At 35.2% G+C, this 15,992-nt stretch carries 1 protein-coding gene and 1 tRNA gene; both read left to right on the top strand.

Annotation, left to right across the window (positions count from 1 at the left end; genetic code table 11):
- Nucleotides 1–142 precede the first annotated feature (142 nt).
- Nucleotides 143–227 (top strand) — tRNA-Ser (locus tag OD91_RS04610).
- Nucleotides 228–409: 182 nt separating this feature from the next.
- Nucleotides 410–15,991 carry a gliding motility-associated C-terminal domain-containing protein gene (locus OD91_RS04605; protein ID WP_144895219.1) on the top strand — a complete coding sequence of 5,194 codons (15,582 nt, stop codon included), beginning with the start codon at nt 410–412 and terminating at the stop codon, nt 15,989–15,991.
- Nucleotide 15,992: the final 1 nt, after the last annotated feature.

Genomic DNA, 15,992 nt, shown 5'->3' with positions numbered 1-15,992 from the left:
AGCTACAAAGTTACTTTATTAAGATAAAAGTTACAATTTATAATAGGTAAAAGATATTTATGGGGAGGTGAAATTTTTATTTTAAAAAACATGAAAAACCTTTTGCATAAAGAAAAAGCTTTTTATATTTGCCACCGCTAAAGGAGAGTTGGCAGAGTGGTCGAATGCGGCAGTCTTGAAAACTGTTGACTGTAACAGGTCCAGGGGTTCGAATCCCTTACTCTCCGCAAAACCTCACAACATTGTTGTGAGGTTTTTTGTTTTCATAACATTTAACAAGAAATTAAGGTGTCCAATAAAAATTAATTTTCAAGGGTTGATTATTACTTTTGAAGTGACTATTTTTGTATTTTAGTGTCAAATATCTAGTAGATATTTTATTAATAAATAGATCTTATTATTTTCCCATATGAAGAAAACGCCATCCTACCTTCTGTTTTTCTTACTTGTTTTTTTATGTACGCAGAATATTTTTGCACAACTTGATAATCTACACTATTTACCGCCTTTAAAGCAAGTTACCCATGGTAATAAAAATAATCCACCAGCGATAAAACAACAATCGTTGTATTTATCTACTCCTGTACCACTTGCAGAAAAATTTTCTGTACGTGTTTATAAAGGGAATACCTTATTAACAACACTAAACGATTTATCTAAAGGAAACTCAATTAAGTATGATTTACCTAATGGAGATAATGATATTTCTCTTGTTTCAAATGCTAAAACTGGAGTGGTTATTACTGAAGCAGGATTACGTTTAGAATCTATTAATGGAGAAAAATTTTATGTTAACTATCGAGGTAGGTCAGGTGCGCAAGCAGGTTCGTTAACATCTAAAGGAGCAAGAGCTTTAGGGACAGATTTTAGATGGGGAGGTATACCAAATAGAGCAAACAATGCAAATTTAACCACTAGTTTAGGAATGATGGCAACAGAAGACGGAACTGTTGTGCAAGTATTTGGCTATGATTCAGGATGCCAATTTAGATTTGGAGGAGGAGCAACGAATCCTTTAGGATTTACTATAGTTGGAGGTTACATTACTGATGATGCTTTAACAATACCTTTAAATAAAGGAGAATCATTTGTTTTAGAAGCTCCTAAAAATAGAACAACCTCGAATATTGATGGATGGTTAGGAGCAAGTGTCACTTCTAATAAGCCTATCGTTATAAGTAATGGAGGTTTAAATGTTGGTATAAGAACTACTTCTGCTAGTAGAGATGTAGGTATAGATCAACCAGTGGCAACAAATGCTTTGGGTAGAGAATATGTTTTTGTAAGAGGAAATGGTTCGAACGAGACAGAATTTCCAATTATTGTTGGTACTCAAAATGGAACAAATGTCTATGCAGGTGGTAATTTCGTTGGTACTGTAAATAATGGAGGTTATTTAGAAATTCCTGGCACCTTTTATTCAAGTGCTACAGCAGGTGCAAATATGTATGTTACTACATCAAAAGATGCATATGCATATCAATGTTTACAAGGGAAATCTGGAAATAGTATTCAGACAATTGGAATGAACTTTATTGCCCCCGTAAATTGTTTATTACCAGATAAATTAGATGAAGTTGGAGCTATAAATAATATTGCAGGTTTAACTAATAACGTAGAAGCCGCATTAACAATTATTGCATCTACTTCTACACCAAATGCAAATATTGTTGTTAGACAAAATGGTGTTGCAGTTTCTTTACCAGCTCCTGTACTAGCGCAAGGAACAAGTGATTGGAAAACATTTTTTGTGAATAATTTGTCAGGCGATGTAGATGTTCAATCAACTGGACCTATTGCTGTTGGTACTTTTATGACTGATCAAAATAATGCAGGATTAGCAGGGTATTTTTCTGGATTTGACACAGTACCAGTTGTAGAAGTAGAACTTACTGGTGGTGGATGTTTTCCAGGTTCAGATCTAGAAGAGACAACAGGTAATTTTGACGCATATCAATGGTATTATAATAATAGTCCTGTTTTAGGAGCCAATAATTCTACATTGGTACCTTTTGGATTAGGAGATTATTATGTAGAAGTTACTAAAGGTACTTGTTCTTATAATTCTGCCGTAGTTTCAGTATATAATTGTGATCCTGATATTGTGGTTAAGAAAACTGCAGATACAAATGGAATTCTTGAAGGAGAAGATGTAACATTTACTGTAACGGTTCAAAGTTTAGGGTTACAACCTGTAACTAACTTAGTAATTAATGATGCTTTTCCTGCCGGGCTAAACATAGGAGCAGTTACACCAAGTACTGGTACTTGGACACAACCTAATTGGTCTATAGGAACAATGAATGCTGGTGAAATACACACATTAACATTAGTAGGTTCAGCTCCTGCTGGAAGTACAGGTGGAGATGTAACCAATATTGTTTCCAACACTCAAGATCAGACAGAAACAACAAATCAAACACCAGACGATTTTTCTGAAGATGTTACCATATTTACAGGTGGTATTACCATTGATAAAAGTTTTGTTTTAAATGATGGAGGAGATGGAGTTCAAGCTGGTGATACGGTCGATTTTACTTTTACTGTAAAAAATACAGGAGGTACATTTTTAAAAGATATTATTGTAGATGATCCTAAATTAGGTGGGGCAATTTCTGGACCTGCAAGTGGAGATGGTGATTCAGATGGAAATTTAGATCAGACTGAAACTTGGATTTATACAAAACAATATACTATTACTACTGCAGATGTAATTGCAGAAAAATTAGAAAATATTGCAACTGTAGATAGTAAAACACCAACAAATATTTCTAAAAACGCAATCTCTAATAAAGTAGAAATTAATTTTGAACTGGCAGATTTATCTATCAGTAAAACTCCAAGTAACACTGCGCCAAGATTGGGAGATGAATTAACATTTACTATTAGAGTTATAAACTCTAGTGATGATAATGCAACGGGAGTTGCTATAGAAGATGTATTGCCAATTGGGTATACTTATGTAGCAGGTTCTGCAACAAATAGTGGATCACATACTTCAAGTAAAATTACTTGGTCTGGGCAAACAATTTTTGCAAATACAAGTAAAACATTCACCTATAAAGTTACGGTGAATCCACCTACTGTATTACCGAATTATCCAGCAAACGAATATGAAAATACAGTTCAAATTACTGCGTCAGATATAGGTGATCCAGACAGTATACCAAATAATAATATTGGAATAGAAGACGATCAAGCGAAAGTAGTATTGCCAGTTGAAGCAGATTATGATAAAGATGGAGTAAATGATTCTAAAGATTTAGATAATGATAATGACGGAATTTTAGATTCAGTTGAAGATGCGAATACTGATGGAGATAATAATCCAAAAACAAACCCTACAGATACAGATAATGATGGAACACCAGATTATTTAGATACAGATTCTGATGGAGATGGATGTTTAGATGCAATTGAAGCAAATGGAAACTTTACATCTGCAGAGATAACATCTTCTTCGAATTTAGCAGATGAAGATGAAGGTAGTGTTGGAGCAGATGGTGTACCAACTAACACAGGTAGTCCACAAGCTACAACAACTGGAGTTACTATCGCAGATGCAATGATGATTGATACGCAACCTATAGACGTATCAATTTGTACTGCCACATCTACAACCTTTACTGTAGCAGCTTCAGGTACAAGAATTACTGATTATTCAGTTACTCCAAATACAACAATTGCTGTGCCTACAACAGATATTAGATATCAATGGCAAGTAAGTTCGGATGCTGGGGGTACTTACACAAATTTATCTGATGGAGGAATATATACAGGGACTTCAACAGTTACATTAATGTTAACAAATGCTGTAAACACTTTAAATAACAATAGATATAAAGTTTTAGTTACTAGTATTAATAATAGTTGTGCCTTAGAATCATCAGAAGCAACACTTACATTTAAAGCAACACCTAATCCACCAACTATAATAGATCCACAAGAGTTTTGTGGTCCTTCTACGGTAAGTGATTTAACAGCAAGTATAGGTTCAGGTGAGGAGTTGGTATGGTATGATGCAGCAACAGGAGGTAACTTACTAGCAGATACAACAGCACTAGCCTCAGGTGATTATTATGCGGCAAGTAGGGACTTAACTACAGGCTGTGTGAGTCCAACGACCAAAGCAACGGTTATTGTAAAACCTGTCCCATCAATCAATCAAGGTACAGTGACTCAGATAAGCACCTGTGGTGGAAGTGATGGAAGTATTGCGTTGACAAACTTAACAGCCAATACAGCCTATTCAGTTACCTATAATAAAGATTCTAACCCAACAAGTTTAACCAATGCATTAACAGATGGTTCAGGTAATTTACTGATTAGTAGTTTACCACCAGGTACCTATACAGATATCCAAGTTACATTAAATGGCTGTGTATCTAATACGCTTTCAGGCCCTATAGTTTTAGCAGAACCAACACCAGCAGCTATTGCTTTTAGTGTAAAGACCGATCCAACAACCTGTGGAGGAAGTGATGGAACGATCGTTATCTCAGGATTAGAAAATTCAGCCTCTTACTCGGTAAGTTACGAGAAAGACGGAACACCGACTAGTCCAACGATAACCAGTAGTGGAACAGGAACAATCAGTCTTACCGGATTACCATCAGGAAGTTATACAAATATCAGTGTTACCAAAGACAACTGTACAAGTAATATCCTAAGTACAGCAATTGTGCTAATGGATCCAACAGCACCCAATTTAGGATTATCTAAGGTAAATGATCCAGTAACTTGTACCGGACAAGGAAGTTTAGAATTTATCGGATTAGGGAATACTCAAAATTATACATTTAGTTATATACTAGGAGGAACAAATTTTAATCTTTCATTAACCAGTGATGCTAGTGGAACGTTAGTAGTTCCTAATTTAGATCCAGGTACGTATGAGAATATGAGTGTAACCATTGCAGGTTGTACTTCAAATACAGTTGCAAGAGCAGTAATTAGCCCACCGGTTATTAGTTTAGGAATGGTCACCAATCCAACCCAATGTACAGGCACAGGAACGATTGAGTTAGAAGACTTAGTAAGTAATACAGGGTATACATTAAGTTATATTTTAAATGGAGCATCGAGTGCAACGACAAAATCAGTAACCTCAAACAATTCAGGTGTTATAACAATAACCGATTTAGGAGCAGGAACCTATACAGATATTAAAGTAATTGATGGCAATAATTGTTCTTCAAATAGTATTGCAAGTGTTCAAATAACCACACCAGCAGTACCCAATTTATTATTAGGTACGGTAACGAATCCAGATAGTTGTGTGACTAATAGTGGAAGTATTCAATTAACAGGATTAAATACCAATACTTCCTATGAAGTGGTATATACCTTAGATGGATCTGCAACACCAGTAACACAAACATTAGGAACCAATAGTTCAAGTGAAATTGTATTATCAAACTTATCAGCAGGCGCATATACCGATATTAAAGTAACCGAGGTATCAACAAATTGTGAGAGTACAAGTGTTAGTGCAACTCTAACGGTACCACCAAGTCCAAGCGCACCAACTGTAATAGATCCACAAGAGTTTTGTGGTCCTTCTACGGTGAATGATCTAACAGCAAGTATAGGTTCAGGTGAGGAGTTGGTATGGTATGATGCAGCAACAGGAGGTAACTTACTAGCAGACACAACAGCACTAGCCTCAGGTGATTATTATGCGGCAAGTAGGGACTTAACTACAGGCTGTGTGAGTCCAACGACCAAAGCAACGGTTATTGTAAAACCTGTCCCATCAATCAATCAAGGTACAGTGACTCAGATAAGCACCTGTGGTGGAAGTGATGGAAGTATTGCGTTGACAAACTTAACAGCCAATACAGCCTATTCAGTTACCTATAATAAAGATTCTAACCCAACAAGTTTAACCAATGCATTAACAGATGGTTCAGGTAATTTACTGATTAGTAGTTTACCACCAGGTACCTATACAGATATCCAAGTTACATTAAATGGCTGTGTATCTAATACGCTTTCAGGCCCTATAGTTTTAGCAGAACCAACACCAGCAGCTATTGCTTTTAGTGTAAAGACCGATCCAACAACCTGTGGAGGAAGTGATGGAACGATCGTTATCTCAGGATTAGAAAATTCAGCCTCTTACTCGGTAAGTTACGAGAAAGACGGAACACCGACTAGTCCAACGATAACCAGTAGTGGAACAGGAACAATCAGTCTTACCGGATTACCATCAGGAAGTTATACAAATATCAGTGTTACCAAAGACAACTGTACAAGTAATATCCTAAGTACAGCAATTGTGCTAATGGATCCAACAGCACCCAATTTAGGATTATCTAAGGTAAATGATCCAGTAACTTGTACCGGACAAGGAAGTTTAGAATTTATCGGATTAGGGAATACTCAAAATTATACATTTAGTTATACACTAGGAGGAACAAATTTTAATCTTTCATTAACCAGTGATGCTAGTGGAACGTTAGTAGTTCCTAATTTAGATCCAGGTACGTATGAGAATATGAGTGTAACCATTGCAGGTTGTACTTCAAATACAGTTGCAAGAGCAGTAATTAGCCCACCGGTTATTAGTTTAGGAATGGTCACCAATCCAACCCAATGTACAGGCACAGGAACGATTGAGTTAGAAGACTTAGTAAGTAATACAGGGTATACATTAAGTTATATTTTAAATGGAGCATCGAGTGCAACGACAAAATCAGTAACCTCAAACAATTCAGGTGTTATAACAATAACCGATTTAGGAGCAGGAACCTATACAGATATTAAAGTAATTGATGGCAATAATTGTTCTTCAAATAGTATTGCAAGTGTTCAAATAACCACACCAGCAGTACCCAATTTATTATTAGGTACGGTAACGAATCCAGATAGTTGTGTGACTAATAGTGGAAGTATTCAATTAACAGGATTAAATACCAATACTTCCTATGAAGTGGTATATACCTTAGATGGATCTGCAACACCAGTAACACAAACATTAGGAACCAATAGTTCAAGTGAAATTGTATTATCAAACTTATCAGCAGGCGCATATACCGATATTAAAGTAACCGAGGTATCAACAAATTGTGAGAGTACAAGTGTTAGTGCAACTCTAACGGTACCACCAAGTCCAAGCGCACCAACTGTAATAGATCCACAAGAGTTTTGTGGTCCTTCTACGGTGAATGATCTAACAGCAAGTATAGGTTCAGGTGAGGAGTTGGTATGGTATGATGCAGCAACAGGAGGTAACTTACTAGCAGATACAACAGCACTAGCCTCAGGTGATTATTATGCGGCAAGTAGGGACTTAACTACAGGCTGTGTGAGTCCAACGACCAAAGCAACGGTTATTGTAAAACCTGTCCCATCAATCAATCAAGGTACAGTGACTCAGATAAGCACCTGTGGTGGAAGTGATGGAAGTATTGCGTTGACAAACTTAACAGCCAATACAGCCTATTCAGTTACCTATAATAAAGATTCTAACCCAACAAGTTTAACCAATGCATTAACAGATGGTTCAGGTAATTTACTGATTAGTAGTTTACCACCAGGTACCTATACAGATATCCAAGTTACATTAAATGGCTGTGTATCTAATACGCTTTCAGGCCCTATAGTTTTAGCAGAACCAACACCAGCAGCTATTGCTTTTAGTGTAAAGACCGATCCAACAACCTGTGGAGGAAGTGATGGAACGATCGTTATCTCAGGATTAGAAAATTCAGCCTCTTACTCGGTAAGTTACGAGAAAGACGGAACACCGACTAGTCCAACGATAACCAGTAGTGGAACAGGAACAATCAGTCTTACCGGATTACCATCAGGAAGTTATACAAATATCAGTGTTACCAAAGACAACTGTACAAGTAATATCCTAAGTACAGCAATTGTGCTAATGGATCCAACAGCACCCAATTTAGGATTATCTAAGGTAAATGATCCAGTAACTTGTACCGGACAAGGAAGTTTAGAATTTATCGGATTAGGGAATACTCAAAATTATACATTTAGTTATACACTAGGAGGAACAAATTTTAATCTTTCATTAACCAGTGATGCTAGTGGAACGTTAGTAGTTCCTAATTTAGATCCAGGTACGTATGAGAATATGAGTGTAACCATTGCAGGTTGTACTTCAAATACAGTTGCAAGAGCAGTAATTAGCCCACCGGTTATTAGTTTAGGAATGGTCACCAATCCAACCCAATGTACAGGCACAGGAACGATTGAGTTAGAAGACTTAGTAAGTAATACAGGGTATACATTAAGTTATATTTTAAATGGAGCATCGAGTGCAACGACAAAATCAGTAACCTCAAACAATTCAGGTGTTATAACAATAACCGATTTAGGAGCAGGAACCTATACAGATATTAAAGTAATTGATGGCAATAATTGTTCTTCAAATAGTATTGCAAGTGTTCAAATAACCACACCAGCAGTACCCAATTTATTATTAGGTACGGTAACGAATCCAGATAGTTGTGTGACTAATAGTGGAAGTATTCAATTAACAGGATTAAATACCAATACTTCCTATGAAGTGGTATATACCTTAGATGGATCTGCAACACCAGTAACACAAACATTAGGAACCAATAGTTCAAGTGAAATTGTATTATCAAACTTATCAGCAGGCGCATATACCGATATTAAAGTAACCGAGGTATCAACAAATTGTGAGAGTACAAGTGTTAGTGCAACTCTAACGGTACCACCAAGTCCAAGCGCACCAACTGTAATAGATCCACAAGAGTTTTGTGGTCCTTCTACGGTGAATGATCTAACAGCAAGTATAGGTTCAGGTGAGGAGTTGGTATGGTATGATGCAGCAACAGGAGGTAACTTACTAGCAGACACAACAGCACTAGCCTCAGGTGATTATTATGCGGCAAGTAGGGACTTAACTACAGGCTGTGTGAGTCCAACGACCAAAGCAACGGTTATTGTAAAACCTGTCCCATCAATCAATCAAGGTACAGTGACTCAGATAAGCACCTGTGGTGGAAGTGATGGAAGTATTGCGTTGACAAACTTAACAGCCAATACAGCCTATTCAGTTACCTATAATAAAGATTCTAACCCAACAAGTTTAACCAATGCATTAACAGATGGTTCAGGTAATTTACTGATTAGTAGTTTACCACCAGGTACCTATACAGATATCCAAGTTACATTAAATGGCTGTGTATCTAATACGCTTTCAGGCCCTATAGTTTTAGCAGAACCAACACCAGCAGCTATTGCTTTTAGTGTAAAGACCGATCCAACAACCTGTGGAGGAAGTGATGGAACGATCGTTATCTCAGGATTAGAAAATTCAGCCTCTTACTCGGTAAGTTACGAGAAAGACGGAACACCGACTAGTCCAACGATAACCAGTAGTGGAACAGGAACAATCAGTCTTACCGGATTACCATCAGGAAGTTATACAAATATCAGTGTTACCAAAGACAACTGTACAAGTAATATCCTAAGTACAGCAATTGTGCTAATGGATCCAACAGCACCCAATTTAGGATTATCTAAGGTAAATGATCCAGTAACTTGTACCGGACAAGGAAGTTTAGAATTTATCGGATTAGGGAATACTCAAAATTATACATTTAGTTATACACTAGGAGGAACAAATTTTAATCTTTCATTAACCAGTGATGCTAGTGGAACGTTAGTAGTTCCTAATTTAGATCCAGGTACGTATGAGAATATGAGTGTAACCATTGCAGGTTGTACTTCAAATACAGTTGCAAGAGCAGTAATTAGCCCACCGGTTATTAGTTTAGGAATGGTCACCAATCCAACCCAATGTACAGGCACAGGAACGATTGAGTTAGAAGACTTAGTAAGTAATACAGGGTATACATTAAGTTATATTTTAAATGGAGCATCGAGTGCAACGACAAAATCAGTAACCTCAAACAATTCAGGTGTTATAACAATAACCGATTTAGGAGCAGGAACCTATACAGATATTAAAGTAATTGATGGCAATAATTGTTCTTCAAATAGTATTGCAAGTGTTCAAATAACCACACCAGCAGTACCCAATTTATTATTAGGTACGGTAACGAATCCAGATAGTTGTGTGACTAATAGTGGAAGTATTCAATTAACAGGATTAAATACCAATACTTCCTATGAAGTGGTATATACCTTAGATGGATCTGCAACACCAGTAACACAAACATTAGGAACCAATAGTTCAAGTGAAATTGTATTATCAAACTTATCAGCAGGCGCATATACCGATATTAAAGTAACTGAGGTATCAACAAATTGTGAGAGTACAAGTGTTAGTGCAACTCTAACGGTACCACCAAGTCCAAGCGCACCAACAGTAATAGATCCACAAGAGTTTTGTGGTCCTTCTACGGTGAATGATTTAACAGCAAGTATAGGTTCAGGCGAGGAGTTGGTATGGTATGATGCAGCAACAGGAGGCAACTTACTAGCAGACACTACAGCACTAGCTTCAGGCGATTATTATGCAGCAAGTAGAGATTTAACTACAGGCTGTGTGAGTCCAACGACCAAAGCAACGGTTATTGTAAAACCTGTACCATCGATTAATCAAGGTGCAGTGACTCAGATAAGTACCTGTGGAGGAAGTGATGGAAGTATTGCGTTGACAGGATTAGAAAATTCAGCTATTTATAGTTTAACTTATAAAAAGGATGGTGGAGAAATAACAAAAACTATTTCATCAGATGTTAGTGGAATCATCAATATATCAAATTTATTAATAGGTACTTATACGGACTTTAAAGTAGACTTAAATGGTTGTACATCTAATACCTTACCAGGGCCAATAATTGTTTCAGAACCTATTTCTGCTATGATTGGGTTTGTTTCAAATACAAATCCAACTACCTGTGGAGGAAGTGATGGAACGATAGTGATTTCTGGATTAGAAAATGGAGAAAATTATGCATTAACTTATAAAGAAAATAGTGTAGATAAAAATATAAATATTACAGCTGATGCTTCTGGGAACTATACTATTGCAGGATTAGCATCAGGAAATTATACTGCTATTAGTGTTACAAAAAATGATTGTACTAGTAATATTTTAAGCACCAATATTGTATTAATGGATCCTACTGCACCAAACTTTAGTTTGTCTAAAGTAAATGATCCAACTACTTGTGTTGAGCAAGGAAGTATTGAGTTTGTTAATTTATCTCCAAGTACAAATTACACGTTTAACTTTACACAAAACGGTGTGATTTTAACTAGATCTGTAACCAGTGATACTAATGGAGCTTTGTTAGTAGGTAATTTAGATCCTGGTACGTATGAAAATATGAGTGTAACCATTGCTGGATGTATTTCAAATACCATAGCTCGTGCGGTGATAAATCCGCCGGTAATAAGTTTAGGTACAGTAACAAATTCAACTGTTTGTAATGGAACAGGTACATTTGAAATTAAAGGATTGGTAAATAGTTCTGGTTATACAGTACAGTATATGTTAGCTGGAAATACAATTACGCAAGCATCTACTTCTACAAGTAATGGTAGTATAATTGTTACTGGCTTAAATGCTGGTACTTATACAGATGTTAAAGTTTTAGACGGAAACAATTGTATTTCTAATAGTATTGCTAGTGTAGTTATTTCTGTTCCAGTTTCTCCAATTATTACTTTAGGAACTGTAACCAATTCTTCAAGTTGTGATACAGGTACTGGAAGTCTCCAATTAAAAAGTTTGATAAGTAATACAGCTTATACTGTTAGTTATACATTAAATGGAACTGTAACAAATCAGTCATTAAGCACAGATGCTATAGGAGAAATTGTTTTATCAAACTTAACTGATGGAAATTATACCAACATAAAAGTTACGGATACATCAACTAATTGTGATAGTAATATTTTAAGTGCTGTTATTGAAAATCCTTCAGCACCAAATCAACCAACAGTAAATAGTACCCAAGAATTTTGTGGACCTTCAACTATTGGTGATTTAGTAGGAAGTGTTGCTTCTGGTGAAGAATTGATTTGGTTTGATGCTGCTATGAACGGTAATTTATTAGATAATTCAACTGTATTAACATCTACAAATTATTATGCGGCGAGTAAAGATTTATCTACAGGCTGTATAAGTAATACTAGTGTAACATCAGTAACTATTAATGTGATTCCAGCTATTACTGAAGGAGTTATTAGTCAAATAACAACATGTGATGGAACTAATGGAGGTATCCAATTAACAGGTTTAGCAAATGCAACTACGTATAATTTATCATATAAGAAAAATGGTGCAACTGTTAATTCAACATCAACTACTGATGGGTCTGGAAACATACAAATCTCTAATTTATCAGAAGGAAATTATATCGATTTTCAAGTTAGTTTAAATGGATGTATGTCTAATATACTTTCAGGACCATTTGTTCTAAACGAACCTACTCCAGCAGTAATTAATTTAGTTTCGAATAGTAACCCAACTAGTTGTGGAGGGAATGATGGAACAATAATGATTTCTGGATTAGAAAATGGAGGGAATTATACATTAACGTATAAGGAAAATAGCGCAGATAAGAATGTAACGATTACTGCGGATGGATCTGGTAATTATGCCCTAAATGATTTAAGTGCTGGTAATTATACAAATATTAGTGTTGTTAAAGATAATTGTACTAGTAATGTATTAGAAGCAGTAGTTTTATCGGATCCAATGGCGGCAAATTTAGTATTAGAAGCTGTAAATAACCCAATGACTTGTTCTGGTAACGGAAGTATAGAGTTTTTAGGATTAGCAGTAAATACAAGTCACTCTTTTGTATATACATTTAATGGAACAGAAACTACAGTAGCTTTAAATTCTGATGCTAACGGAAAATTGATTGTGCCTAGTTTAGCACCAGGTTTATACGAGAATATGTATGTTGTTACTGCAGGATGTACCTCAAATACTATTGCAAGAGCAGTTATTAATCCACCTGTGATAAGCTTAGGAGAAGTTGTACAACCAACACAATGTACAGGAACTGGTAGTTTTGAAGTGCTAGGTTTAGTTGAAAATGAGCCTTATAATTTAGTATACACATTTAATGAAACTGTTGTTGATATTGCATCTACATCTAATGCTTCTGGAAGTATTGTTACAATGGGATTAGCAGTGGGTACTTATACAAATATTCAAGTAAGAAGTACAGATGGTTGCTTATCAAATACTTTAGCAAGTGTGGATATTACTTCACCAGCATCACCCAATATTACTTTAGGAACTGTTGTTAATTCAACAAGTTGTAGTGTAGGAAATGGTAGTTTCCAGATTAGTAGTTTAACAGCTAATACTAGTTATCAACTATCCTATGAAATTAATGGTTCATCAATAACAAAAACTGTTGGTTCTGATACAAACGGAACTATTAATGTTGTTAATGTGTTAGCTGGTAATTATACAAATATTAAGGTTGTTGATGTATCTACAAGTTGTACAAGTAATGTACTTACCGCAACTATTACAGAGCCTGTAAGTCCAAATGTTCCAACCGCAATGGATCAAGTATTTTGTGGAAGCTCAACAATAAGTGATATTATTGGTACTGTTGCTTCTGGAGAGGAATTAATTTGGTATGATGCAATGACAGGAGGAAATTTATTACCTAATAATTCATCAATATCAACAGGAATATATTATGCTGCAAGTAGAAGTTTATCTACAGGCTGTATTAGTAATAGAGTATTGATAAATATTACAGTAAATGCTTGTTCTAATTTGAGTATGGAGAAAGTAATAAGTAATAATAATCCGAATGTTGGTGATGAAGTAACTTTTACAATATTACTTAAAAATGATGGGCCAGATCCAGCAACAGGGGTTGGAATTGAAGATAATTTACCAATTGGTTATGGAAACATTAATTTGATAACCCAAGGAGGTACATTGACAAATAATAAGATATCTTGGAGTAACTTAAATGTTCCATTAACTGGTTTAGCACTTACATATAAGGCAACTGTAAAAACGCCAACTGGGGTATCAGGAGAATATACTAATATTGCTCAAGTTACAGCAAGTAATAGTCAAGATATAGATAGTACACCAAATAATGATGATGGTGATCAGAGCGAAAACGACGAGGCTAGTAATACAATTTCTGTAGAAGCAGTAGATTTAAGTTTATCTAAAACAGTATCCGATAACAATCCAAATGTTGGCGATATCTTAGAATTTACTTTAACAATAGCTAACGATGGACCAAGTATTGCTACTGGAGTAGGATTTGAAGATACTTTACCAGTAGGATTAACATATCAAGTGACTAGTGCTTCCAATAATGGAATATTTAGTGCATTTGGTAATAAAATTACATGGTCTGATTTAACTATACCTGTGTCTGGTTCTATAAAAGTTACCTATAAAGTTAAAGTAAAAGAACCAACTGTTATACCAGTTCCTGTAAATGAATACAAAAATGTTGCACAAATTACAGCGAGTGATGTAAAGGATTTAGATAGTTCATTAAATAATGATGATGGTGATCAAAGCGAAGATGACGAAGCTAATGTTAATGTAACAATTCAAATTGCAGATTTAAGTTTAGCAAAAACAGTAAGTAATTCAAATCCAAATGTTGGAGATACTATTGACTTTACGTTAACACTTAGTAATAAAGGGCCAGATAATGCAACAAATGTCGAATTTGTAGATAAACTCCCAGTAGGTTTAACGTATGTAGCTTCATCAGCATCAAATAATGGTGTATACAATGTTGCAGAAAACACATTAACTTGGTCTGGACTTAATATCGATACTAATAAATCAGCAGATGTAACCTATCAAGTAAAAGTAAATAAACCAAGTGTTTTACCAATTTCTACAACAGAGTATAAGAATATAGCACAGGTAACCAAAAGTGATCAATATGATCCAAACAGTAGGATTGGAAATGATAATGGTAGTCAATTAGAAGATGATGAAGCAGCTGTAAGTATTGTGCCTCAAGTTTCTGACTTAAGTATTACTAAAACAGTTAATACTAGTGATGCTAATGTTGGAGACATCATTCAATTTACAATTATTGTTAAAAATGATGGGCCAGATGATGCTACCAATGTTAAAGTAAAAGATGAACTTCCTATTGGATTTGATTATGTTTCTGATAATGTTAACGGTGCATATAATGATGCTACTGGTTTATGGACTATAGGTGTTATAGCAAATCAAGCATCCGCAACATTAATTATGGATGTAAAAGTACTTACGCCAACTGGAGCAGCCGGAGAGTATTTAAACATTGCAGAAGTTTCTGAAGCAGATCAGTATGATCCAGATAGTGATTCAGGGAACGGGACTACTACCAATGGAGAAGATGATGATGATAGTTCTACTATTAATTTAATTGCTGTAGAATTAGCAGTTACAAAAACAGTAGACAGTCCTAATCCTACCGTAAATGACGAAATTAATTTTACAATTACCATTACAAATAATGGTCCAGGTTTGGCAACTAATATTATTTTAAATGAAACATTACCTTCAGGTTATCAATATATTTCTCATACAACTACAACAGGAATATATGATGAATTTACAGGAGATTGGTCGATAGCAAGTTTAGCAGATAAAGCTGTGACAACTTTAGTAGTAAAAGTGAAAGTGAGAGAACAGGGAGATTATGAAAATAATGTAAGTATTACACAATTAGATCAACTAGATTCTAATCCAAGTAATAACTCAGGAAGTTCATCAACAACACCAATTTGTTTAACTATTTACAATGAGTTTACACCTAATGATGATGGAATAAATGATGTTTTTGTTATCGATTGTATAGAACAGTATCCAAATAATGTTTTAGAAGTTTTTAATCGTTGGGGTAATACAGTATTCAAAATGAAAAATTACAACAATTCTTGGAACGGGACTTCAAATGGAAGAGCAACAATAAATACAGATAAAAAGTTACCAGTTGGAACGTATTATTATGTATTAGATTTAGGAAATGGAATTACACCACAAAAGGGTTGGATTTATATTAATAGATAGA

Source organism: Lutibacter sp. Hel_I_33_5, from assembly GCF_007827455.1.
GTDB lineage: Bacteria > Bacteroidota > Bacteroidia > Flavobacteriales > Flavobacteriaceae > Polaribacter.
Note: the sequence above shows the minus strand (reverse complement) of the source record. Positions and strands in the feature narration are given on the sequence as shown.

What these genes read in the sequence shown, in the direction of transcription:
- OD91_RS04605 (WP_144895219.1), top strand. Translation starts at nt 410, where the DNA reads ATGAAGAAAACGCCATCCTACCTTCTGTTTTTCTTACTTGTTTTTTTA.